The 22076-nt window shown below is 73.3% G+C and carries 22 protein-coding genes and 1 pseudogene; 12 read left to right on the forward strand and 11 right to left on the reverse strand.

Annotation, left to right across the window (positions count from 1 at the left end):
• Window positions 1–75: 75 nt before the first annotated feature.
• Window positions 76–444 carry a hypothetical protein gene (locus tag E1165_RS10780; protein WP_243704707.1) on the forward strand — a complete coding sequence of 123 codons (369 nt, stop codon included), beginning with the start codon at window positions 76–78 and terminating at the stop codon, window positions 442–444.
• A gap of 37 nt (window positions 445–481) precedes the next feature.
• On the opposite strand, the gene E1165_RS10785 is transcribed toward E1165_RS10780, so the two are convergent.
• Together E1165_RS10785 and E1165_RS10790 are read right to left on the reverse strand one after the other, a co-directional pair.
• Entirely contained in the window at window positions 482–1759 is a 1278-nt protein-coding gene (locus E1165_RS10785) for an FAD-dependent oxidoreductase (protein ID WP_132390327.1), read from the reverse strand.
• A gap of 71 nt (window positions 1760–1830) precedes the next feature.
• Window positions 1831–2328: a GNAT family N-acetyltransferase gene (locus E1165_RS10790; protein WP_132390329.1), complete on the reverse strand. Its 498-nt coding sequence runs from the start codon at window positions 2326–2328 to the stop codon at window positions 1831–1833.
• 146 nt (window positions 2329–2474) lie between these two features.
• Here E1165_RS10790 and E1165_RS10795 point away from each other — a divergent pair, with 146 nt between their 5' ends.
• Genes E1165_RS10795 through E1165_RS10810 form a run of 4 tightly spaced genes read left to right on the forward strand, consistent with a single transcriptional unit; the run spans window position 2475 to window position 4839 of the window.
• Entirely contained in the window at window positions 2475–2921 is a 447-nt protein-coding gene (locus E1165_RS10795) for a helix-turn-helix transcriptional regulator (RefSeq protein WP_132390331.1), read from the forward strand.
• A gap of 33 nt (window positions 2922–2954) precedes the next feature.
• Window positions 2955–3641, forward strand: coding sequence for a helix-turn-helix domain-containing protein (locus E1165_RS10800; RefSeq protein WP_132390333.1), 687 nt, complete (start codon window positions 2955–2957; stop codon window positions 3639–3641).
• A complete protein-coding gene (locus E1165_RS10805; RefSeq protein WP_132390335.1) occupies window positions 3638–4414 on the forward strand; it encodes an MIP/aquaporin family protein in 777 nt (258 codons plus the stop codon). The genes E1165_RS10800 and E1165_RS10805 overlap by 4 nt, the downstream gene beginning before the upstream one ends.
• On the forward strand, window positions 4414–4839 hold the full coding sequence (locus E1165_RS10810) for an arsenate reductase ArsC (protein ID WP_132390337.1): 426 nt from the start codon (window positions 4414–4416) through the stop codon (window positions 4837–4839). The genes E1165_RS10805 and E1165_RS10810 overlap by 1 nt, the downstream gene beginning before the upstream one ends.
• A gap of 31 nt (window positions 4840–4870) precedes the next feature.
• On the opposite strand, the gene E1165_RS10815 is transcribed toward E1165_RS10810, so the two are convergent.
• Window positions 4871–5299 (reverse strand): VOC family protein, encoded by a 429-nt coding sequence (locus E1165_RS10815; protein ID WP_132390339.1) that lies wholly within the window; start codon window positions 5297–5299, stop codon window positions 4871–4873.
• A gap of 95 nt (window positions 5300–5394) precedes the next feature.
• Between E1165_RS10815 and E1165_RS10820 the strand changes: the two genes are divergently transcribed.
• The 5 genes from E1165_RS10820 (at window position 5395) to E1165_RS10845 (ending at window position 8793) form a co-directional block, all read left to right on the forward strand.
• Window positions 5395–5754: a helix-turn-helix transcriptional regulator gene (locus E1165_RS10820; protein WP_132390341.1), complete on the forward strand. Its 360-nt coding sequence runs from the start codon at window positions 5395–5397 to the stop codon at window positions 5752–5754.
• The gene (locus tag E1165_RS10825) at window positions 5751–6440 is read left to right on the forward strand and encodes a cation diffusion facilitator family transporter (protein ID WP_371687326.1); all 690 of its coding nucleotides are present in this window, start codon (window positions 5751–5753) and stop codon (window positions 6438–6440) included. Before E1165_RS10820 ends, E1165_RS10825 begins: the two co-directional genes overlap by 4 nt.
• 226 nt (window positions 6441–6666) lie before the next feature.
• Complete coding sequence (locus tag E1165_RS10830) at window positions 6667–7041, forward strand: hypothetical protein (RefSeq protein WP_132390343.1); 375 nt, start codon at window positions 6667–6669, stop codon at window positions 7039–7041.
• Window positions 7041–7268, forward strand: coding sequence for a helix-turn-helix transcriptional regulator (locus E1165_RS10835; RefSeq protein ID WP_132390345.1), 228 nt, complete (start codon window positions 7041–7043; stop codon window positions 7266–7268). The genes E1165_RS10830 and E1165_RS10835 overlap by 1 nt, the downstream gene beginning before the upstream one ends.
• 19 nt (window positions 7269–7287) lie before the next feature.
• Window positions 7288–8793, forward strand: coding sequence for an alpha/beta fold hydrolase (locus E1165_RS10845; RefSeq protein WP_165945187.1), 1506 nt, complete (start codon window positions 7288–7290; stop codon window positions 8791–8793).
• Between the two features lie 167 nt (window positions 8794–8960).
• Here E1165_RS10845 and E1165_RS10850 read toward each other — a convergent pair whose 3' ends face one another.
• From E1165_RS10850 to E1165_RS28900, 8 genes and pseudogenes are all read right to left on the reverse strand, one after another.
• Window positions 8961–10127, reverse strand: a complete 1167-nt coding sequence (locus tag E1165_RS10850; RefSeq protein WP_207916820.1) for an acyl-CoA dehydrogenase family protein — start codon at window positions 10125–10127, stop codon at window positions 8961–8963.
• A gap of 154 nt (window positions 10128–10281) precedes the next feature.
• Window positions 10282–11436: an epoxide hydrolase family protein gene (locus E1165_RS10855; RefSeq protein WP_132390353.1), complete on the reverse strand. Its 1155-nt coding sequence runs from the start codon at window positions 11434–11436 to the stop codon at window positions 10282–10284.
• Window positions 11437–11466: 30 nt separating this feature from the next.
• The gene (locus E1165_RS30700; RefSeq protein WP_371687327.1) at window positions 11467–12852 is read right to left on the reverse strand and encodes an FAD-dependent oxidoreductase; all 1386 of its coding nucleotides are present in this window, start codon (window positions 12850–12852) and stop codon (window positions 11467–11469) included.
• 309 nt (window positions 12853–13161) lie between these two features.
• Window positions 13162–14190 (reverse strand): annotated as a pseudogene (locus tag E1165_RS30705) (NAD(P)/FAD-dependent oxidoreductase); the annotation flags it as partial.
• Between the two features lie 213 nt (window positions 14191–14403).
• Window positions 14404–16005, reverse strand: coding sequence for a GMC family oxidoreductase (locus E1165_RS10865; RefSeq protein ID WP_132390357.1), 1602 nt, complete (start codon window positions 16003–16005; stop codon window positions 14404–14406).
• 6 nt (window positions 16006–16011) lie between these two features.
• Window positions 16012–17220: an epoxide hydrolase family protein gene (locus E1165_RS10870; RefSeq protein WP_132390359.1), complete on the reverse strand. Its 1209-nt coding sequence runs from the start codon at window positions 17218–17220 to the stop codon at window positions 16012–16014.
• Window positions 17217–18590, reverse strand: a complete 1374-nt coding sequence (locus tag E1165_RS10875) for an aspartate aminotransferase family protein (RefSeq protein ID WP_132390361.1) — start codon at window positions 18588–18590, stop codon at window positions 17217–17219. Before E1165_RS10875 ends, E1165_RS10870 begins: the two co-directional genes overlap by 4 nt.
• A 39-nt stretch (window positions 18591–18629) precedes the next feature.
• Window positions 18630–19454 (reverse strand): phytanoyl-CoA dioxygenase family protein, encoded by an 825-nt coding sequence (locus tag E1165_RS28900; protein ID WP_165945188.1) that lies wholly within the window; start codon window positions 19452–19454, stop codon window positions 18630–18632.
• A gap of 250 nt (window positions 19455–19704) precedes the next feature.
• Here E1165_RS28900 and E1165_RS10885 point away from each other — a divergent pair, with 250 nt between their 5' ends.
• Both E1165_RS10885 and E1165_RS10890 read left to right on the forward strand, forming a co-directional pair.
• Window positions 19705–20775, forward strand: a complete 1071-nt coding sequence (locus tag E1165_RS10885) for a TauD/TfdA family dioxygenase (protein WP_132390365.1) — start codon at window positions 19705–19707, stop codon at window positions 20773–20775.
• A gap of 9 nt (window positions 20776–20784) precedes the next feature.
• Window positions 20785–22032, forward strand: a complete 1248-nt coding sequence (locus tag E1165_RS10890; RefSeq protein ID WP_132390367.1) for an argininosuccinate synthase domain-containing protein — start codon at window positions 20785–20787, stop codon at window positions 22030–22032.
• The last annotated feature ends 44 nt before the right edge of the window (window positions 22033–22076 follow it).

Consider the following 22076-nt stretch of genomic DNA (forward strand, 5'->3'; position numbering starts at 1 on the left):
CCTCCCCTGACCGCCCCCTCGCCCTGACAGTCCACCCAGGCCGGGGTCGGGGCGCGCGGCGGTATGGTCCCGGTCGTGACGCCTTCACTGGATCGGCGCCGTTTCGCCGCCGTCGCAGACGTGGTCGCCGGCGAGGTCGGCACGGAGACCGTCTTCACGTACCACGAGCACGACGGCGTCGTGTGGGCCGACTACACGGGTGGGTCCATCCGGCGCGGGCACCTCGTCGGCACCCGGGACGGTGACCGGCTGGACTTCCGGTACGTGCAGCTCAACAACGACGGACGGACGTCCTCGGGGCACTGCGTCTCGGAGATCTCCGTGCTGCCCGACGGCCGGCTCCGGCTGCACGAGACCTGGTCGTGGGAGTCGCGGCCGGGCAGTGGCGTCAGCGTCGTCGAGGAACTGCCCGGCGTCACCGACCCCGGGTACGGGTCACGGTGACGCCGGGGACTGACCTGTCATCCGGAGGCGGTGGGCATCAGCTGCCGCAGCAGCCGTCGGAGTCGGCGGGGCTGCTGGCGCAGACGCCGGTCTCGGGCAGGTCGAGTCGGACCTCACGGGCCGCCTCCCAGTCGCCGGCAAGCGCCGCGACCACGGAGCGGACCTGCTCGTAGCCGGTGGCCATGAGGAAGGTCGGGGCACGTCCGTAGCTCTTCACGCCGACGGCGTGGTAGCCGGCCTCGGGGTGGGTGAGCTCGTCGACGCCGTGCGGCGGGACGGTGCCGCAGGAGTGCTCGTTGGGGTCGATCAGCGGGGCGAGGGCGCGGGTGGCACCCATGACCGGGTCGAGGTCCAGGCGCAGCTCGGCGGTGATGGAGTGGTCGGGGCGGAAACCGGTCGCCCCGACGACCCGGTCCACCTCGACCTGCTCGTGGGCGCCGTCGTCGTCGCCGACGGTCACCGCGATTCGGCCGCCGGTCGGGGCGAGGGCGGACACGGAGCAGCCGGTGAGCAGTCGGATGCGGCCGGCGTCGACGTGTTCGCGCAGCCGGGAGCCGAGGGCACCGCGTGCCGGGAGGGCGTCGGCGTCGCCGCCGCCGTAGGCGCGGGCCGGGCTCGCGCCGCGGATCGCCCAGGTCGCCCGCGTGCCAGGGGCGTCGGCGGCGAGTTCGGCCAGGGAGAGCAGGGTGTTGGCGGCGGAGTGTCCGGCGCCGACGACCAGGGTGTGCCGTCCGGCGAAGCGGTCCCGGTCGGCACCGAGGACGTCCGGCAGCGCCCGCTCCAGGAACGGGCCGGCTGTGCGCTCGCCGTGGGCGGGCAGGCCGGAGGCGCCGAGCACGTTCGGGGTACGCCAGGTGCCGGAGGCGTCGATGACGGCGCGGGCGAGAATCTCCTCGCCGCCGTCGAGGCGGATCAGGAACGGGGTCCGCTCCCGACCGGCGGTGCGCAGCCGGTCCAGGTTGAGGCGGCTCATCGCCTCCACCCACACCCCGTAGCGCAGGTGTGGCTTGAGCGCGGGCAGGTCCGCGAGCGGTTGGAGGTAGCCGGCCACGAGGTCGGTGCCGGTGGGCAGGGCGTCGAGGTCGGGGGCGACCCAGCCCGCGTCGTCCAGCAGGCGGCGGGCTGCCGGGTCGATGTCGTACCGCCACGGGGAGAACAGCCGGACGTGGCCCCATTCGCGGATGGCGGCACCGGCGGTGTCACCGGCTTCCAGGACGACGAAGGGCAGGCCACGCTCGTGCAGGTGGGCGGCGGCGGCCAGGCCGACCGGGCCGGCGCCGATCACGGCGACGGGCAGCTCGTTCGGAACGCTCATCAGGTGACTCCTGGGTAGAGGTCTGTCGAGTCGGAGGGCGGTGGTGCCGCCGGCAGGCGGAACCGACGCGGTCAGACGACGAGCCGGCTGCGGCGTTCCAGGAGGACGACGTCGCGCCAGCGGCCGTGGTGGCGGCCGACGCGTTCGCGGGTGCCGACGACCCGGAAGCCGGCCCGCTGGTGCAGGACGAGGCTGGCGACGTTCTCGGGGAAGACGCCCGACTGGACGGTCCAGATGCCGGCGGCCTCGGTCGAGGCGATCAGCGCGTCCAGCAGCAGCCCGCCGGCACCGCGGCCCTGGGCGGCGGGGTCGACGTAGACGGAGTGCTCGACCACCCCGGCGTAGACCGCCCGGGTGGAGGTCGGTGACACGGCGATCCAGGCGACGACGTTCCCGTCGCCGTCGACCGCGACGAATCGGTGGTCGGGCAGCCGGGTGGCGTCGAACGCCGCCCAGGTGGGAGCGGTCGTCTCGAAGCTGGCCTGCCCGCCGTCGAGCCCGGCCTGGTAGATGGCCAGGACCCGGTCGGCGTCGTCGGCCGTCATCGGTCGGACGGCGAGGTCGGTCATCAGCAACTCCTCCGGGTAGGTCGGCCATGACGGCGGCGGGAAGGCCACCGACGCGGGCACCGTCGGTGCGGTCGTGACACCGCCTGCCTCGACGCCCGTCGAAGCAAACAGTTGCACGCTGATTAGAGGAATGTCAACCTAGATGCATGTCGAATCAACCCGCCCCACCGTCGGTGCTCGATCTGAACACCGACACGCCGTGCTGCCCACCGCTGACCCGACGGCGGGTGTCGGCCGAGACCGCCGCGATCCTCGCGCCCGCACTCAAGGCCCTCGGGGATCCGGTACGGCTGCAACTGATGTCGATGATCGCTTCCGCCGAGGGCGGCGAAGCCTGCGTCTGCGACCTGACCCCCGCGTTCGACCTGACCGGTCCGACCATCTCGCACCACCTCAGGACGCTGCGCGAGGCGGGCCTGGTGGATGCCGAGCGACGCGGCACCTGGGTCTACTACCGGGCACGCCCGGGCACCCTGCGCCACCTGGCGGCCCTGCTCGCCGTCGAGTCCGGCGGCGGAGCGTGGCGCGACGACCAGCGCCCCGTCCGCTCACCGCACCCGCCGCGACCAGCCCCGCGCCCGCTCCGCGGTTGACAAGCGCAAGGAACCTCAACAATCATTGAGTCAATGGACGCTGAGAATGTCTCCCTCGCCGGACGGGCACGGATCCACGCCGCCCTCGGCGACCCGGCCCGTCTGGCGATCGTGGACGCGCTCACTCTCGGCGACGCCTCCCCCGGCGAGATCGCCCGCGCCCTCGACATGCCGACCAATCTGGTCGCCCACCACGTCAAGGTGCTCACCGACGCCGGCCTGGTGACGAAGGGCCGCTCCGAGGGGGACCGGCGGCGCACCTACCTGCGACTGCGGCCGGCCGCCCTGGTCGCCCTCACGCCCCCGCCCCTGGCCGGGGTCGACCGGGTGGTCTTCGTCTGCACCCACAACTCCGCCCGGTCGCCGCTGGCCGCCGCGCTCTGGAAGCGGCGTACCCACGGTGCCGCCGCCTCGGCCGGGACGAAGCCGGCGGCCCGGGTGCACCCCCGCGCGGTGGCCGTCGCCCGCCGGCACGACCTCGACCTCGACCCGACAGGAACCGCGCACGTCGATGACGTCGTACGGGCCGACGACCTCGTGGTCGCCGTCTGCGACAACGCCCACGAGGACCTGACCGGGCCGGCCCGCCCCCACCTGCACTGGTCGGTCCCCGACCCGGCCCGGATCGACACCGACGAGGCGTTCGAGGCCACCTACGCCGAACTCGCCGACCGGGTCGACCGTCTCGCTCCCACCGTCGCGCCAGGAGGCACCCGATGACCACCGCACTCCCGCGGCGCCTCCTGGCCGAGTTCGCCGGCACCGCCCTGCTGGTCACCGCCGTGGTGGGCTCCGGCATCATGGCCGCCACCCTCTCCCCCGGCGACGTCGGGCTTCAGCTGATGCAGAACTCGGTGGCCACCGCGTTCGCCCTGGGCGCACTCATCCTGATCTTCGGTCCGGTCTCGGGGGCGCATCTCAATCCGGTGGTGTCCGCCGCGGACTGGTTCCTCGGCCGCCGGGCCGGCACCGGCCTCACCGGCCGCGACCTCGCGGGCTACACCGCCGCCCAGGTTCTCGGCGCGATCGGCGGGTCGGTCCTGGCCAATCTCATGTTCGACCTCGCCGCCGTCGACTTCTCCGGCCGGCAACGGTCCGCGGGCAACCTCTGGCTCGGGGAGGTCGTCGCCACCGCCGGCCTGATCCTGCTGGTCTTCGCGCTGGCCCGTTCGGGCCGCGCTCCGGTGGCCCCGGCGGCCGTCGGGGCGTACATCGGGGCCGCCTACTGGTTCACCTCGTCGACCTCGTTCGCCAACCCAGCGGTGACGATCGGCCGGGCGTTCACCGACACCTTCGCCGGCATCGCTCCCGCCTCCGTACCGGGCTTCGTCCTCGCCCAACTCGTCGGCCTCACCGTCGGCGCCGGGCTGCTGCTGGCGCTCTACCCCGACGCCGGGCAGGCCGCCGACCAGGTCGTCGTACCCCCCGACGACGCCACCGTCGCACACGCCCATGACCGGCGACCGCGAACGTCCCGCCAGAAAGGCTCGTGATGCCTGACCGACCCAGCGTCCTGTTCGTCTGCGTGCACAACGCCGGCCGCTCCCAGATGGCCGCGGGCTGGCTGCGTCACCTCGCCGGTGACACCGTCGAGGTCCGCTCCGCCGGCTCCGCCCCCGCCGAGACCGTCAATCCCGCCGCCGTCGAGGCCATGCGCGAGGTCGGCATCGACATCACCGACCAGACCCCCACGCTCCTCGACCACGCCACCGCCGAGTCCTCCGACGTCATCGTCACCATGGGCTGCGGCGACGCCTGCCCCGTCTTCCCCGGCAAGCGCTACGAGGACTGGCAGCTCGCCGATCCGGCCGGCAGGGGCGTCGAGGCCGTCCGCCCGATCCGCGACGAGATCCGCACCCGGGTCGAGCGGCTCCTCAACGAGCTGCGGCCCGGGGCATCCGCCGGTTCCGGGCGGTGACCGCGGCCGCTCACCCGTGCGGCCCACCGGCTCAGGCGACGAAGAGACAGAACGGATGGCCGGCCGGGTCGGCGTACACCCGAAGCGGCTCCTCGGGGTCGTCGATGCGGTCGCGCAGCAGCCGGCCGCCGAGGCGCAGGACGCGTTCGTGCTGCACGCGCAACTCCTCGACCGACGCCACGGTCAGGTCCAGGTGCAGTTGCTGCGGCACCGGACCCTGCGGCCACGTCGCCGCCGGCAGCTGGTCGACCTGCTGGAAGGCGAGTTGACGGAGGCCGTCCGGGGTCCTCAGCACCAGCCAGTCGCGGCCACGCTCGTCCACCGCGCCCGCTTCCGGCGGCTCGTCACCGGGCCGGTAGACCAGGCCCAGCAGCGACCGGTAGAACTCCGCCAGGGATCGGGCGTCGGTGCAGTCCAGCACCACCTGACACCACCTGGGCACGCTTTCCCCGTCGACCACGTCGATCACCTCCGGGAGACATTCTGCGCCGACCGCGCGACGCACGCAGGGCGGCGGAACCCACCATCATCGCCCAATGGCGCTATCATCGCCGCATGGCGATTGATTGTTCTCCCGGCCTGCATCCGGCCGTGGCACTGTTCCGGTCCCTCGGCGATCCGGCCCGGTTGGCGATCCTGCGGCGACTGGCGTCCGGTGCGGCGCGGGTGGTGGACCTGACCGGCGAGCTGGGACTGGCGCAGTCGACCGTGTCGAAGCACCTGGCGTGCCTGCGTGACTGCGGGCTGGTCGACTTCCGGGTCGAGGGTCGCCAGTCGTTCTACGCGCTCACCCGGCCGGAGTTGCTGGACCTGCTGCGCTCGGCGGAGCAGGTCCTCGCCGCCACGGGCGAGGCGGTCGCCCTGTGCCCGGTCTACGGGAACCCGGTCGGGTCCACGGTGGAGGTGGGCGGATGAGCCCGACGCCGCAGCGGCGCGAGGTGTTGTCCCGACGCAGTTTGTGGTTGGCGTACGCCACCGCCGGCTACAACCTGCTGGAAGGTCTGGTCGCGATCGCCGCGGGCGCGGCGGCCTCCTCCACTGCGCTGATCGGCTTCGGCCTGGACTCGTTCGTCGAGGTGTCCAGCGCCGCCGTGCTGATCTGGCAGTTCCGCTCCCGGGTGCCCGAGGAGCGGGAGCGGCGGGCACTGCGCCTGATCGGCGTCTCCTTCTTCGCCCTCGCCGCCTGGGTGACCGTTGACGCCGGGCGTTCCCTGCTGGCGGGCGGGGACGCCGACTCCAGCCCGGTCGGCATCGGCCTGGCTGTCGCGTCGCTGATCGTGATGCCACTGCTCGTCCGGGCCAAGCGGCGCACCGGCCGGGAACTCGGCTCGGCGACCGTCATGGCCGACTCGACCCAGACCATGCTGTGCACCTACCTGTCCGCGGTGCTCCTCGTCGGCCTGGTCCTCAACGCCACCTGGGGATGGTCGTGGGCGGACCCGCTCGCCGCGCTCGTCATCGCCGGGGTCGCGGTCAGGGAGGGCCTGTCGGCCTGGCGTGGCGAGCACTGCGACGACTGCGCGCCCGTCCCGCTGGACGGCGCCGCCGTCGGCGCCGTCCCGGGCTGCGCGGACGGCTGCTGCGCCGACCGGGGCGCGTGACCGGGGCGAGGCCCGCGTCGACCTCCACCCGCCACTCGTCACCGGCGAGGCCACCGCGACCACCGGTGTTGCCGCGCCACTCCCACCTATGTAACCTCTAGGTATCATCCAGATACCTCGGCAACCCGTCATGGGGTGCTGAGGTTACCTCGAGGGGGTTGTGATGCCCGGTTCCGCAGCGCGGACAACCCGGTCGGGTCGGTCGTTCGTACGGCTACTCGACGCGGTGACGTTTCTCTGGGGGGTGGCCGGAGCGACCGCTCTGGTGTTCAAGGGAGCGCACGACGCGGGCGGGCAGGGCAGCTGGCCGCGCTGGTGGGAGCTGACCTACGTGACCGCTGTCGCGCTGGCGTTGGCGGCCCTGGCTGTCGCGGGATGGGCGAAGTGGCGGGCCCGCCGGGCCGGCGCGGTGCTGGGCGACGAGCGGACCGTCGCGACGCACCTGCGGGCGACGGCCGCCGCGTTGATCGTGGTGCTGGCCGCGCAGGTGCCGTACTTCTTCCGGGTCGACGTGCCGTCGATCGCTCAGGCGCAGTTCACCGTCGCGGCGGCGCTGGCGGCGTACGGGGCGGCACGGCTGTGGTGCAACCGGGACACGTGATGGGCCAACCGGAGAGCAGCCATCCGCTGCGCAACCACCTCAGGGTCGAGCGGGCCCGTCACCAGCTGACCCAGCAGCAGCTCGCCGACCTGGTCGGGGTCACCCGCAAGACCATCACCACGGTGGAGACCGGACGGTTCATCCCGTCGACGGTGCTCGCCCTCAAGCTCGCCAAGGCTCTGCGCACCCGGGTCGACGAGCTGTTCTACCTGGCCGACGAGCACTGACCGACAGAGAAGGGGCAGCATGGGCTCTCCACCATCGCGGGCCGGCGTCGCCGTGGCCGTCACGGCCACGCTGACCGCGGGCCTGCTGACCATCGGCGCGACGCCCGGCCGGGCCCAGCCCTCGAGCGGGCCGTTGGCTTGGGGCTCCTGTCCGGCGGGCGTGTCCGATCATCCGGCGCTGCGGTGCGCCACCCTGTCCGTGCCGCTGGACTACCGTCACCCGCAGGGCCGGCACATCACCGTCACCGTCTCCCGGATCCCCGCCGGTGACCCGGCCCGAAGGCTGGGCACCCTGGTGCTGAGCCCCGGTGGTCCCGGGATCGGCGGCCTGCAGATGCCCGCCCAGCTACACGGCCCCGGGCAGCCGCCACAGCTGCGGCAACGCTACGACCTGGTCGGCTTCGACGCTCGCGGGGTACGCCACAGCAGCCCGGTCAGCTGCGCGCTGCCGGTGGCCGACCGCGCCGTGCGCTACCCGACCCCCGACGGGTCCATCGCGCACAGCGTCGCGTACGCCCGGACCACCGCCGAGGCCTGCCAGCGCGCGGCCGCCGACGTGCTGCCGCACATCACCACCGCGAACACCGCCCGCGACCTCGACCGGCTCCGCGCGACGCTGGGCGAGGAACGGATCTCGTTCTTCGGGCTGTCCTACGGCACCTACCTCGGGGCCGTCTACGCCACCCGCCACCCGCACCGCACCGACCGGGTCGTGCTCGACAGCGCCCTGGACCCGAACCGGATCTGGTACGACCTGGTCCGCCTCGGTGGGCTCGGCCTGACCCAACGGCTGCCCGACCTCACCGGCTGGATCGCCGGCCGGGACCACACGTACCACCTCGGACGCACCGCCGACGACGTCCATCGCCGTTACCGCGCCCTGGTCAGTCACCTCGACCGCCACCCGGTCACCTACCCAGGCCTCGTCGTCGACGGCAACTGGCTACGCGACTTCACCCGCGACAACCTCGAACAACCCGACGCCAGCCAGTTCCCCCTGGTCGCCGCCGTCTGGCAGGAACTGGCCGCCGCCGGCCCGGAGCCGACCCGCACCGCCGCGACCGTCTCCACCCCCTCGGTCCCGGTCACACCGGTCCCGGGCGACAACGCCCAGACCGTCGGCTACGCGGTGCGGTGCGGCGACGCCGCCTGGCCCCGCCAACCCCAGCGCTACGCCACCGCCGTACACCTGCACCGGGCCCTGTTCCCCGACGACGCCGGCCGGTCCGCCAACATCACCCCGTGCGCCTTCTGGCCCGCCCCGGTCGAAGCACCACCCCGGGTAGGCGGGCACGGACCGCGCAACATCCTGATCCTGCACAACCGCCGCGACCCGACGACCCCGTGGCGCAGTGGTCACGGCATGCACCGGGCGCTGCGGCACCGGTCCACCCTGGTCACCGCCGACACCGGGGGGCACGGCGTCATCGGCGCCAACGACTGCGCCACCGCACTCGCGCTGCGCTACCTCACCGACGACCGGCCGCACCTGCCCGCCAGCCGAACCTGCCCCGGCGACGGATAGGACGACCGTGACCGGCGCGTGATCCGCCCCGTCCCGGCTGCGGAGCCGGGACGGGGCGGACCGCTGCGCGGCGGATCGGCGGTCACGAGACCCCGGCGGTGCCCGGCCGTGGGACCGGAACCGGCCGGGCGAGGCCCGTGTCCGTCACCCCACGGGGATCGGCGGGGTCAGACGTAGAGGGTGTTGGGTTCGAGACCGCAGAGCACCCGGCCGTAGAGCTCGGCGTTCGTGTCCGGATGCATGAGGGCGTGCATGTTCACGGCCTGCACGTCGCGGGCGATGCGCTGGATCGGCACGTCGGAGTAGATGGACGAACCGCCGCTGGCCCGGGCGTAGATGTCCACCGCCTCCCGGGCCAGCCGGCACACCTCGCCGAGGTCGGCGCGGGCCTGCGCCCGCTCCAGCAGCGTCCATGGCGTACCGTCGACGCACTTGCCGTCGACCAGGCCGGCGAGCCGGTGGGCGTGGAAGTCCGCCTGGTCGGCCCGCAGGGCCGCCTCGGCCACCTTGAGGTGGGTCACCGGCGCCTCGCGCTGGCTGTCGTACCCGGTGTAGGTGATCTTGCGGTGGGGCAACCGCTCGAAGAAGGTCTCCCGGGCCGCACGCGCCAGGCCGAGCACCGTCCCCACCGACGAGGCCGAGGCCACCGGCAGCAGCGGCGCCCGGTACATGGTGACGTCGGCGCCGGCGGCGCCGGACAGGACCACGGGCAACGGGAGCACCCGCTCGGCGGGGACGAAGACGTCCTCGGCGATCGTGGTGACGCTGCCCGTGCCGCGCATCCCGGAGGTGTGCCAGTCGTCGACGAGGTGCAGGTCCGACAACGGGACCAGGGCCACGACCGGGATCGGCTGGCCGTCCGGGCCGGGCTGGATGGCAATGATCTCCTGCCAGTGGCTGTGGTGGGCGCCCGTGATGAACCGCCACCTGCCGTTGACCCGGACGCCGCCGTCAACCGGCGACGCGGTGCCGCCCGGGCTCAGGGTGCCGCACACCCGTACGTCGGGGGTGTCGAACACCTCCTGCTGCACCGGCTCCGGGAACAGGCCCACCATCCAGGACGGGATCCAGTACACCGAGGCCGTCCAAGCCAGCGAACCATCGGCCCGGGCCAGCTCGGCGGCCACGTCCACCAGGGTCGTCGTGTCCGCCTCGTACCCGCCGTGACGGGCCGGGATCCTCAGCCGGAACACGCCCGCCGCTGCCAGCGCCTCGATCTGCTCGTTGTGCAGCCGGCGGTGCTCCTCCGCCCAGCCGGCGTGCCTGCCCAGCGTTGGCACCAGGTCGGCTACCCGCCGGACAACGTCCTGGCGGGCGGGTACGTCCGCAGTCAACACCACTTGCCTCCCGTAACGACACTCGGAGTTCGTCTGGTCAGACCGTCGCGCCCGGGTCCGGTCGGCGCATCGCCCAGACTGTCGTGTTCGGACCCTGGACCTGGCCGCCACGCTGGCGGGGGTCGGCGCACCGGCGACGCTGCCGGATCGGTCATTGTCGCAGGCTGCGGGCGAAAGCGCGCACGTCTGCGGTGAACAGGTCCGGCTCCTCCAGCGCGGCGAAGTGACCGCCCCGGTCGAAGTCGGTCCAGCGCACGATGTCGGCCAGGTAGTGGTGGGCCAGGCGGCGCAGCGGCTGGAAGGGATCATGCGGGAACACCGCCACGGCGGCGGGCACCCGCACCGGGTCGGGCCGCAGGCCGACGGCCGCGGCGCGCATGCCGGCGGCGCCCTCGTAGTAGAGCGCGGCGGAACTGCCGGCCGTCGCGGTGAACCAGTAGATGGACACGATCGTCAGCAGCCGGTCCCGGTCGACGGCGTCCTCCGGCGCCTTCTCGGCGTCCGTCCACTCCTTGAAGCGCTCCACGATCCAGGCCAGCTGGCCGACGGGTGAGTCGGTGAGCGCGTACGCCAGTGTCTGCGGCCGGGTGGCCTGGAGTTTCATGTAGCCGGACAGTTCGGCCTCGAACCTGCCCATGAGCGCCAGCCGGGACCGGTCCGTCTCGCTCAGGTCGGCCAGTTCGGCGGGATCGCCCGAGGGGAACGTCATGAGCATGTTGACGTGCACCCCGGCGACGTGGTCCGGGGCGATGCGGGCCAGTTCCTGCGAGATGACCGCGCCGGCGTCGCCGCCCTGCGCGAGGTAACGGTCGTAGCCCAACCGGCGCATCAACTCCGCCCAGGCCGGGGCGATCCGCCCGGCGTGCCAACCGGGGCCGGCCGGCCCCGAGAAGCCGAACCCGGGCGGGCTGGGAATGACCAGGTGGAAGGCGTCGGCCGGGTCGCCGCCGTGCGCCCTCGGGTCGGTCAGCGGCCCGATCACGTCGAGGAACTCGGCGACCGCGCCCGGCCACCCGTGCGTGACGATCATCGGTTGGGCGTCCGGCTCCGGCGAGCGGACGTGCAGGAAGTGCACGGTGGCGCCGTCGATCTCCGTGACGAACTGGGGATGACGGTTCAGTTCCGCCTCGGCGGCCCGCCAGTCGTACCCGGTGCGCCAGTACTCGGCCAGGTCACGCAGGTAGCCCACGGGCACCCCACGGTCCCAGCCGCCCTCGCCCAGCGGCGCCGGCCACCGCGTGTTCGCCAGCCGGCGCGTCAGGTCGTCGAGATCGGCCTGCGGGATGTCGATCGAGTACGGTCGCATGGTTGGCCTCCCTGCACAGCTCGGATCGGGTCAGATCGACGCGGTGACGCGACCGGTGGGCGCCCCGGTGGCACGCCTCGACCTCATGTCCCGCGACAGCCGGAGCACCCGGCGCACCAGGCCCGGACGCAGCAACGTGCCCGGCGGGTCGACCAGACCGGCGACGCGCATGAAGGCGGCCGTGACCGCCGGGTCCCGGGTGGCCGCGTACTGCACCCGGGCCATGTACGCGTTGCCGATCCGGACGCTCGCCGGCCGGTTGCCGGACACCTGCGGGAATTCGAGGTCGCCGCTGGTGGAGATCTGCCAGGGCACGTCGACGATGCGGCCGACGTCGCGCAGGAACCGGCGCGCGTCCGGTGGGGCGCCGCGCAGCAGCAGCCGCCGCAGCGCCATCACCTCCATCGCCGCGACCGTCATGCCCTGGCCGTAGACCGGGTTGAAGCTGCACACGGCGTCGCCGAGGACGAGCAGCCGGTCCGGGAACCGGGTCAGCCGTTCGTAGCGGCGGCGCAGGCTGGCCGGGAAGGTGAAGGTCACCGGGTCGGTGAGGGGTTCGGCGTCACGTACCGCCTGGTAGATCTCGGGCACCGGCAGCGAGCGCACGTAGTCGAGGAAACCGTCCGGGTCGGCCGGCGGCTGGTCGCCGAGGATGCCGGTGAGCGACAGGATGCACTCGTCCGGCCCGACCTGGCCGAAGAACGCGCCACGCGGGTGCGCCGGGGAGGCCACCGGGTTGATGGACTGGGTGCCGCCGAACATCTCCGGCCGCTTGCGGTACAACCTCGTCGTGTACGCCAGGCCGATCTTCATCCGCTCCTCGACCGGCCGGTCGTAGCCGAGCTGTTCCAGCCACACGGGTGTGCGCGAGCCGCGCCCGGTGGCGTCGACGACGAGGTCGGCGTCGAGGACGCTCTCCCGGCCGGTCCGCGCGTCCCGCAGGGCCACTCCGCTGATCCGGTCGGCGGTGGCCCGCAGCCCGGTCAGCTCGGTGCGCTGCCGGTAGCTGACGTTGGGCATCCCGGCGACCCGCGAGCGCAGGTACTCCTCGATTACCGGCCGCTGACCGGTGCTGGACAGCAGACCGGTGCGGGCCGGCTCCAGCCGGCGGGCGTCGAAGTACCAGCGCATCTCACCCAGGTCACCCACGGGCACCCCCCGGGCCTGGAGGTCGGCCCGCAGCCCGGGGAAGAGTTCGGCGAGGATCAGGAAGCCGCGTCCGTGCAGGCCGTGGGCGTGCGCGGTGTGCGGGGCGCCCCGGCGTGGCTGGTCGACCCCGAGCACCTCGTCGCGGTCCACCACGACCACCTCGCGGTAGTGGTCGGCGAGCACCCGGGCGGCGAGCGTGCCGGCGATGCTGCCGCCGAGCACCACCGCCCGTTGCCCGACGGTGGTGGCCGGCGCGGTTGCCGGCACCGTCTCGGCGTCGACCCGGCGCGCGGTCCGCAGCGCGCGGGCGACCAGGCCGGGCTTCATCAGCGCCTGCGGCGGGTCGACCAGCCCGGCAACCCGGAAGAACGCGCGGGTGAACCGTCCGTCGCGCTGCGCCGCCGTGTGCAGCCGGCCGATGAAGGCGGCGCCGAGCTTGTCCTTGGCGGTACGCCGGCCCTCCACGCCGGGCAGCGCCAGGTCCCCGCCGACGGAGGTCTCCCACGGCACGTCGACGATCGGGCGGATGGCCTGGAAGAACTCCCTGGGCCGGACCGATCCCCCGGCGAGGTGCGCGGCCAGGGCGTCGGCCTCCATCGCGGCCACCGTCATGCCCTGGCCGTAGACCGGGTTGAACGCGCACACCCCGTCGCCGACGACCAGCAGCCCCTCGGGGAACCGGGACAGCTTCTCGTAGTGACGGCGCACGCTGACCGGCACCCGGAAGGCGGTGATCGGGGTCAGCGGCACGGCGGTGCGGACCGCCTCGTGGATCTCGGGCGCGTCCAGCGTCCGCGCGTACTCGAGGAACCCCTCCTCGTCGCGCGGCGGGTGGTCACCGAGCATCCCGGTGAGGGAGAGCAGGGCCACCCCGTCGGGGAACCGGCCGAAGAACGCGCCCCGCAGGTTTCCCGGGTGGGGCACCGAGTTGATCGCCAGGTCGGGGCCGAACGGGTCGGTGGTGAGCCGGAAGTACCGCGACACGTACATCAGGTCGATCTTGACTTTCTGCTCCTCGGGCCGCTCGTACCCGAGTTCCTCGAGCCAGGCCGGCAGGCGGCTGCCCCGGCCGGTGGCGTCCACCACCAGGTCCGTGGTGATGGTCTCGGGCTGCGCGCCGTTCCCGTCGCCGACGACACGCACCCCGGTGACACGGCCGCGGTCGGGAGAGGTGACCAGGTCGCGTACCACGGTGCGCTCACGGAACCGCACGGTGGGCAGCGCGGCGACCCGGGACCGCAGGTACGCCTCCAGGGTGGGCCGGTTCGCCGAGACGCTGACCAGGCCCGAGTACGCCTGTTGCAACGCCCGTCCCCGGAAGTACCAGCGCAGGTCTCCCGCCAGGTCGCCGCTGAGCACGCCGTCGGCGGCCAGGTCGGCCTGCATGCCGGGGAAGAGCCGTTCGATGACCTCGTGGCCGCGGGCCAGCAGGGCGTGCGCGTGGTGTCCCTGCGGCACGCCCTGCCGCGGCTCGCCGACGCCGGCGACGGCGTCCCGTTCGACGAGGACGACCTCCGCGTATCGGTCCGCCAGTACCCGGGCCGTCACCAGGCCCGCCATCCCGGCGCCGAGGACGACGGCGCGTGTGCCGAGGTTGCCACGCATGGGGGTACCTCCGTTGGGGCGTAGCGGCGTACGTCCGGCGGCTGGCGCGGCGGGACGTCGGTGAGGAAGGAACGTGGTCGGATCCTGACGGGGGACGTCGGATCACCGTGCAGTCATCGTCGGCGAGAGCGGTCACCCGGCGCACCTTCGGACGTGCGCTGCCCGGACCACTGTGGACATTCTTGGCGAGGCCGCGCCCGGCCTCGTCGTCGGTCACCCGACACCGGCGGCGACCGCCGGCTCGGGTACCGGGACACGGTCCCGGATCAGATCGGCGGCCCGTTCCGCGACGGCGACGGTCGGCGCGTTGGTGTTGCCGCGCGGCACCAGAGGCATCACCGACGCGTCCACCACCCGCAGGCCGGCCACGCCGTGCACACGCAACCGCGGGTCGACCACGGCGCCGATCGCGCACGTGCCGGCCGGGTGGAAGATGGACTGGGTGTGGGCCCGGACGAAGGCGCGCAGGTCGGCGTCGTCGCCGGAGGCCGGGTGGGCCCACGCTCGCCGGGTGTACGGGGCCAGGGGTGCCTGCCGGGCGATGTCCAGCGCGATGCGGACACCCGCCACCATGGTCTCCAGGTCCGCCGGGTCCGCGTAGTACCGGTGGCGGATCCGTGGCTTCGCGGTGGGGTCGTCGGAGGCGAGGGTGACGTCGCCACGGCTGGCGGGACGCAGCACGCAGGGACCGAACGAGATGCCGTGCTCGGTGGGCACGCCGAGCGCGCAGTCGACGAACATCACCGGCAGGACGTGGAACTGCACGTCCGGCGCGGGCAGGCCGTCGCGGGTACGGACGAAGCCGCCGGCCTCCGGCACGTTGGACGACAGAGGGCCGCTGCCGTCGCTCTCGAACTGGCGCACGTGCCGTTCCTCGCCGGCGCTGAGCAGGCTGACCGGCTCGTCGTGGGTGAAGACGAGGTACGTCGAGGGATGGTCCTGGAGGTTCCGCCCCACCTCGGGCAGGTCGGCCACCACCGGGATACCCAGCGCGGTGAGCTGGTCGGCGGGGCCGATACCGGAGAGCATCAGCAGCTGCGGGCTGTTGTACGCCCCGGCGGACAGGATCACCTCCCGCCGGGCACGCACGTCAACGATCTCGTCGAGGCGCTGACAGCGCACTCCCCGGGCCGTGCCGCCCTCGACGAGGATCCGGTGCGCCTGCAGGTGCGTCCACACGCGCAGGTTCGGCCGGTCGGCCACCGGGTGCAGGTACGCCGCCGCGGCGCTGCACCGCCGCCCGTCACGCTGGTTGACCTGGTATTGGCCGAAGCCGTCCTGCCGGGGGCCGTTGAAGTCGTCGTTGGCGGGGTGGCCGGCGGCGAGCGCGGCCCGGACGAACGCGGCGGCCATCGGGTTGCGGGAGCGTCCCTCCGCCACCGGCAGTGGGCCGCCGACCCCGTGGTGGCGCGACGCCCCGCGTTCGTTGTCCTCGCTGCGCAGGAAGTACGGCAGCATCGTCTCGTACGTCCACCCGGGCTGCCGCCACTCGTCGAAGTCGACGGGGTTGCCGCGGATGTGCACCATGCCGTTCATCGCGCTGGTGCCGCCGAGGACTCGGCCCCGGGGCAGGTAGAGCCGCCGCCCGCCGAGGTTCGGCTCGTCGTGGCTGTCGTAGTCCCAGTCGTACCGGGTGCGGCACAGCTTGCCACCGGCGGCGGGGATACGGATGTTGTCCGTGTCGTCGGTCGGGCCCGCCTCGATCAGGCACACGGTCACGTCGGGGTCCTCGCTGAGCCGGGCGGCGAGCACGCAGCCCGCCGTCCCGGCACCGACGATCACGTAGTCGTAGACCGGCGCGTTCGGGTGGTCCATCGCTGCTCACTCCCGTCCGGGTGTGCCGGCGGCGCGGGCCGGGTGGTGCCGGAAGCACTCGCGCACGTCGGCCACCAGCACCTCGGGCTGTTCCATGGCCGCGAAGTGCCCACCGTGCTCGTACTCGTTCCAGTGCTGGATGTGCGGGAAGTCGCGGTCGGCGAAGCGGCGCACCGGCAGCACGACGTCGCGGCCGAACACCGCGACGCCCAGCGGCACAAGGTTGGCCTTGGGTCTCGCGCCGACCCCGTTGACCGGCAGCGTCGCCGCCACCTCGCGGTAGAGCTGGGCGGAGGATCCGGCGGTGGCGGTGAACCAGTAGATGCTGACGTTGGTCAGCATCTGGTCGCGGTCGACGGCGTCCTCGGGGGCGTCGGTCGAGTCGGTCCACTCCTTGAACCGCTCCACGATCCACGCGAGCTGGCCCACCGGCGAGTCGGTCAGCCCGTAGGCCAGCGTCCGCGGCCGGGTGATCTGGACCTTCTGGTAGCCGCCCAGTTCGTCGTTGAAGCGTTGCACCCGCGCCATCCGCGCCTGGTCCCGCTCGTCCAGCTCAGCCAGTTCCGCCGGGTCGGCCGGCCCGGTCATCAGCATGTTGATGTGCACGCCGACGACGTGGTCGGGGTCGACCACACCGAGGTCGAGCGCCACGGCCGAGCCGAAGTCACCGCCCTGCGCGGCGTACCGGTGGTAGCCGAGCCGACGCATCAGTTCGGCGAAGGCACGGGCCATCCGGGTGGTGTCCCAGCCGGTTTCGCGCAGCGGGCTGGAGAAGCCGTACCCGGGCAGCGACGGGACGACCAGGTGGAAGGCGTCGCTCGGGTCGCCGCCATGTGCCCTCGGGTCGGAGAGCGGACCGATGATCCTGAGGAATTCGGCGACCGAGCCGGGCCAGCCGTGGTGGAGCAGCAGCGGCAGCGCGTCCGGCTCGGGTGATCGGACGTGCAGGAAGTGCACGGTCGCGCCGTCGATGTCGGTGGTGAACTGGGGGTACCGGTTCAGTTCGGCCTCCGCCGCGCGCCAGTCGTAACCGGTGGCCCAGTAGTCGGCCAGCTCGCGCAGGTACGCTCCCGGCACCCCGCGGCTCCAGCCGCCGCCGTAGGGCTCCGCCGGCCAGCGGGTCGCCCTGATCCGGCGCCGCAGGTCGTCGAGGGCCGCCTGGGGGATGTCGATGCGGAACGGCCTGACGCCGGTGTCGGTGGTCGACGTCGTCATCGCCGGCCCCCGGTGAGCGCACCGTCGCCGCCCAGCCGCGAGACCACCTCGGCCAGCGCGTCCGCCGCCCGCCCGACCTGCTCCCGGGAGATCACCAGCGGCGGCGCCATCACCAGGGTGTTGCCGTAGTCGCGGGCGATCACCCGGTGCGCCTGGCGCAGCTCACGGGTCACCGCGCCGGCCATCAGCGGCTCGCGGGTGCCACGGTCGACGACCAGCTCGACGCCGACGGTGGCCCCGGCGACGCGTACCTCACCGACCCGGGGCAGGTCGGCCAGCGGCGCCAGGGCTTCGCGGAACCACTCCCCCACCGTGGCCGAGCGGCTCACGAGCTGCTCCTGCTCCAGCAGGTCGAGGTTGGCCAGCGCGACCGCACACGCGGTGGCGTGGCCGGAGTAGGTGTGGCCGTGGAACAGGTAGGCGTCGCCGCCGGCGACCGTCTCGGCGATCTCGTCGCTCACCAGCACCGCGCCCAGCGGGGCGTACCCGCTGGTCAGCCCCTTGGCCAACACGACCATGTCGGCGCGCATGCCGCGCACGGCCGAGTCGAACCAGGCGCCGGTGCGGCCGAAGCCGGTCACCACCTCGTCGGCGATCAGCAGGATGCCGTGGCGGGTCAACAGCTCGCGTACCCGGGGCCAGTAGTCCGCCGGTGGCACCAGGATCCCCGCGCCGCCCATCACCGGCTCACCGATCATCGCGGCGATGTTGCCGGCCCCGATCCGCTCGATGGTCTCCGCCAGCTCCGCCAGCAGGACGTCGGTGAGGTCACGGTCGTCGGCGGCGCGGTACGGGTGCGGCGCGGCGACCCGCACCACGTGCGGCAGCTCCGGCCCGATGCCGTGGTGCATGCCGTCGAACCCGGTGGCGGTGCCGCTGCCGTAGGTGCAGCCGTGGTAGGCGAAGTTCCGCGAGACGATCCACGTGCGGTCGGGCTCGCCACGGTGGTGGTGGTAGAGCCGGGCGAACTTGATGGCCGTCTCCACGCCCTCGGAGCCGCCGTTGGTGAAGAACACCCGCGCCAACTCGTCGGGGGCCAGCGCGACGAGCCGCTCGGCCAGCGCCAGGGACCGGTCGTTGGCGAAGATGTCGAACCCGGTGAAGTACTCGAGGGTGCTCATCTGCCGCGCCGCCGCCTCGGCCAGCTCGACCCGGCCGTGCCCCACCTGCGCCACCCAGTTGCCGCCGCCCATCACGTCGAGCAGCTCGACACCGTGGGCGTCCCACACGGAGCACCCGGAGCCGCGGAGGATGGTGCTGCGGTCCCGCCGGGCCCCGCTCTGGTGCGGGTGCAGCAGGACCCGCCGGTCGAGCTCGGCCAGGTCGGCGGCGGACCGGGTCGGGGCCGGCACCTCGTTGACGATGGACATGCTTCCTCCTCTGCGTGGCTGGCTGTCGGCGCTCGCGGGTCAGGACCCCAGCGGGATGGGCGTCACGTCGCGGTCGGCGAGGAAGCTCGGGCGCGGGGCGTCCACCGGCCGGGGCGCGTTGCGGACGCCGTTGTAGACCAGCAGCAGCACCGCCCGGTCGAACGGGGACATGTTCGGCGACGAGGCGTGCAGCAGGTTGGGGTGGAACATCAGCACCGACCCGGCCGGGCCCGTCGCGCTGAACAGCCCGCTCTCGCGCGCCAGCCGCCGGATGACGGCCCGGTCGAGCTGGAACTTCTCCGTGGCGGTGAGGGTCGCCATCCATCCGGGCGCGTCCTCGTAGCCGGCCGGCATGTCGTCGGTGTAGCTGCCGTCGAGCAGGCCGTGCCGGTGCGAGCCGGGAATGAACGTCAGCGGCCCGTTGAAGTCGTTCACCTCGTCGAGGAAGACCGTGACGTTGACCAGATCGGGGCTGGGTATGCCGTCGCGGTCCCGCCAGTTGATGTAGTCCTGGTGCCACTCCCACTGGTCACCGGCGAACGCGGCCTTCAGGTTGATCTTCGACTGGTGCACGTACACCTCGTCGCCGAGCAGCTGCCCCGCCGCCCCGGCAAGCGAGGCGGACCGGCTCACCTCCGCCACCACCGGGTCGCTGCGGTGCGGGCCGTACACCGAGCGCACCGTGACGCCGTCGCGCTCCAGCACCCGCTGCGGCCCGTCCTGGGCGAGCACACCCGGGGCCGCCGCCCTCAACCGGTCGAGCACGCCCACCGGCAGGTAGTCGGCGGGCAGGAGCAGGAATCCGTTGCGGTGGTAGTCGGCCAGCATCTCGGCGCTCAGCGGCGCGACATCGATCGCGGTCATCTGGGTCCATCCTCTTCTGCGAACTCCGACGCGCCGTCCGGCGGCGGACGCCGAGGGCGAACCGGGCCGGGCCAGGGCGGTCCTGCCATCGACGTCAGTGAAACCGTCGCGCCCCGGCGGCGTCTGCCTCCCTCTGTGACCTGCCCGGCTGGGCAGGTCCACCAAGCGCTCGTTGTGGCATTCCGACCCGCGCCGCGCGCGCGGATCGTGGCACTCACCGGCCCTGACGCCCCCGGAGAGATGAGTGGCGATGAGCAGCAACGAGTACGCAGACGCGGCGCCGCCGACGGTCACGCTGACCACCGAGGAAGCCACCCGGGTACGCGCGGTGTGCGCCGAGGTCGCCGATGTCCTGGGCGAGATCGACCTCGGCACGGAACCGGCGATGGACATCGTGTCGCTGGCGGCCTGCCGGCTGCCCGAGCGGCTGGTCGCGGCGCTGACGGCGTTCCGCCGCATCGGACACCCGGCCGGCGCGCTCGTGGTCCGCAACGTCCCGGTGGACGACCCGCTGCCGCCCACCCCCGGCGACGGCTACCTGCCCGACTGGCGGACGGCGCGGATCGCGACGGCGGCCCAACTCCTGGCGATGTCGCAGCTGGGCGAGATCATCGGCTACGCCGACGAGAAGCGCGGCCGGATCGTCCAGGACATCGCGCCGATCATCGGCGCGGAACGGCGGCAGGAGAACAGCGGCTCGGCCTACCTCGAACTGCACACGGAGAACGGCTTCCACCCGTTCAAGCCCGACATGCTCAGCCTGTTGTGCCTGCGCCCCGACCACGACCGGGTCGGTCGTACGCTGACCGGCGCCGTCGCCGGACTGCTGCCGAAGCTGTCCCGGGTGTGCCTGGAGGAACTGCGCCGGCCGTTGTTCCGCATCCGGTTCAGCAGCTCGTTCGCGCAGATGGGGTCCGTCGGATACTCGGCGCCGGTCGCGGTGCTGTCGGGTCCGCCGGAGGACCCGGAACTCGTCGCCGACTTCCACGCGATGGAGCCGTTGACCCGGGAGGCCCGCTGGGCGCTGGAGGAGTTGGAGACCGTGCTGGCCGAGGCGCTGACGCCGGTGGCGCTGGATACGGGCACCCTGCTCGTGGTGGACAACCGGCACGCGGTGCACGGCCGCACCCCGTTCACCCCCCGGTACGACGGCGGCGACCGCTGGCTGCGCCGCTGCTTCGCGGTGGCGGACCTGCGCCGCTCGCGTGGCGCCCGTCCCCCCGGCTCGCGGGTCTGCCGCCCGTTGGCCGGCATCCTCGGCCCGCCGCGTCCGGACCCGCCGGGACAGACCGTCGGCGGCACCGTCACCGCCCGGGTGTGAGGGCCGGCGATGCGGCGTTTCATCACCACCCTCGACGAACTGGTGGCCTGCCCACCCCGGCACCTCGTGCTGCTGTACTCCGGCGGCCTGGACGGCACCTACCTGCTGCATCTGCTGCGGGAGGCATCGGTCACCACGACCGCCCTGAGTGTCCGGGTCGGCGACGGGGCGACCTCCGAGCGGGCCGGCGCGCTCGCCGCCCGGTTCGGCGCGGCGTACCGCGAGGTGGACGCGACGGAGGAGTTCTTCGCCGAGGCGGTGCCGGCGGCCATCCACGCCGACGCCTGGTACCAGGGGCAGTTCCCGGTCGGCTCCACGCTGACCCGGCCGCTGATGGCCCGGCACGCGGTGCGCGCGGCCGAGGAGCTCGGCGCCGACGCGGTCGGGCACACGGCGACGTACATGCAGAACAGCGCGGCCAGGCTGGGCCGGTCGATGGCGGTGCTCCACCCGGACCTGCACGTCGTGGCGCCGTTCCTGGGTTCGAACGTCACCCGGGAGCAGAAGCGGGAGGCGCTGGCCCGCGCGGGCGTGGACCTGCCGGAGAGCGTGCACAGCGTCGACGTCAACCCGTGGGCCCGGGTGATCGAGAACGGCAGCCTGGAGTCACCGGAGAACCGGCTGGACGAGTCGGTCTTCTCCCTCACCCGGGACTCGGCGCGCTGCCCGACGCAGCCGGCGGAGCTGGCCCTGACCTTCGCCGCCGGCCTGCCGGTACGCCTCGACGGGCGTCCGCTGCCGTTGCGCGAGCTGGTTCCCACGCTCAACACCCTGGCCGGAGCGCACGGGGTGGGTCGTTTCTCCGGGCTGGAGGACACCCCGTTCGGCGTCAAGAACCACGAGGTACGCGAGTCACCGGCCGCCGCCGTCATCACCGCCGCGCACCGGGCCCTGGCCAACGCCGTGTTCGACGACCGCGAGCACGCCGTGCGGGCGCAGCTGGCCACGGAATGGACCTCGACGGTGGTGCAGGGCGGCTGGTTCGCCCACCTGGGACAGACACTCAGCCGGTGCCTGGCCGAGCTGGACCGGCCGCTGGACGGCACGGTGGAGCTGCGCCTGCACCGGGGCACGATGACGGTGCTGCGGCTGGAGACGCCGCACGGGCTGCACTACACCCGGCTCGGCGCGGACTTCCACCGGTGGATGGACGCCTACCGGTACGAGTCCTGGCACCGGCTGGTCACGCTCGCCGACACCACCCGGGCCAGGTCGGCCGGGCAGCGCGAGGAACCCGAGGGGTCGGCACAGCGATGAGCAGTCCGGTCGAACTCCCGCACCAGGTGCGGCACGGCACGGAC

Source organism: Micromonospora sp. KC723, assembly GCF_004348595.1.
Classification (GTDB): domain Bacteria; phylum Actinomycetota; class Actinomycetes; order Mycobacteriales; family Micromonosporaceae; genus Micromonospora.

What these genes read in the sequence shown, in the direction of transcription:
- E1165_RS10785 (WP_132390327.1), bottom strand. Translation starts at nt 1,759, where the DNA reads ATGAGCGTTCCGAACGAGCTGCCCGTCGCCGTGATCGGCGCCGGCCCG.
- E1165_RS10790 (WP_132390329.1), bottom strand. Translation starts at nt 2,328, where the DNA reads ATGACCGACCTCGCCGTCCGACCGATGACGGCCGACGACGCCGACCGG.
- E1165_RS10795 (WP_132390331.1), top strand. Translation starts at nt 2,475, where the DNA reads ATGTCGAATCAACCCGCCCCACCGTCGGTGCTCGATCTGAACACCGAC.
- E1165_RS10800 (WP_132390333.1), top strand. Translation starts at nt 2,955, where the DNA reads ATGGACGCTGAGAATGTCTCCCTCGCCGGACGGGCACGGATCCACGCC.
- E1165_RS10805 (WP_132390335.1), top strand. Translation starts at nt 3,638, where the DNA reads ATGACCACCGCACTCCCGCGGCGCCTCCTGGCCGAGTTCGCCGGCACC.
- E1165_RS10810 (WP_132390337.1), top strand. Translation starts at nt 4,414, where the DNA reads ATGCCTGACCGACCCAGCGTCCTGTTCGTCTGCGTGCACAACGCCGGC.
- E1165_RS10820 (WP_132390341.1), top strand. Translation starts at nt 5,395, where the DNA reads ATGGCGATTGATTGTTCTCCCGGCCTGCATCCGGCCGTGGCACTGTTC.
- E1165_RS10825 (WP_371687326.1), top strand. Translation starts at nt 5,751, where the DNA reads ATGAGCCCGACGCCGCAGCGGCGCGAGGTGTTGTCCCGACGCAGTTTG.
- E1165_RS10835 (WP_132390345.1), top strand. Translation starts at nt 7,041, where the DNA reads ATGGGCCAACCGGAGAGCAGCCATCCGCTGCGCAACCACCTCAGGGTC.
- E1165_RS10845 (WP_165945187.1), top strand. Translation starts at nt 7,288, where the DNA reads ATGGGCTCTCCACCATCGCGGGCCGGCGTCGCCGTGGCCGTCACGGCC.
- E1165_RS10855 (WP_132390353.1), bottom strand. Translation starts at nt 11,436, where the DNA reads ATGCGACCGTACTCGATCGACATCCCGCAGGCCGATCTCGACGACCTG.
- E1165_RS10865 (WP_132390357.1), bottom strand. Translation starts at nt 16,005, where the DNA reads ATGGACCACCCGAACGCGCCGGTCTACGACTACGTGATCGTCGGTGCC.
- E1165_RS10870 (WP_132390359.1), bottom strand. Translation starts at nt 17,220, where the DNA reads ATGACGACGTCGACCACCGACACCGGCGTCAGGCCGTTCCGCATCGAC.
- E1165_RS10875 (WP_132390361.1), bottom strand. Translation starts at nt 18,590, where the DNA reads ATGTCCATCGTCAACGAGGTGCCGGCCCCGACCCGGTCCGCCGCCGAC.
- E1165_RS28900 (WP_165945188.1), bottom strand. Translation starts at nt 19,454, where the DNA reads ATGACCGCGATCGATGTCGCGCCGCTGAGCGCCGAGATGCTGGCCGAC.
- E1165_RS10885 (WP_132390365.1), top strand. Translation starts at nt 19,705, where the DNA reads ATGAGCAGCAACGAGTACGCAGACGCGGCGCCGCCGACGGTCACGCTG.
- E1165_RS10890 (WP_132390367.1), top strand. Translation starts at nt 20,785, where the DNA reads ATGCGGCGTTTCATCACCACCCTCGACGAACTGGTGGCCTGCCCACCC.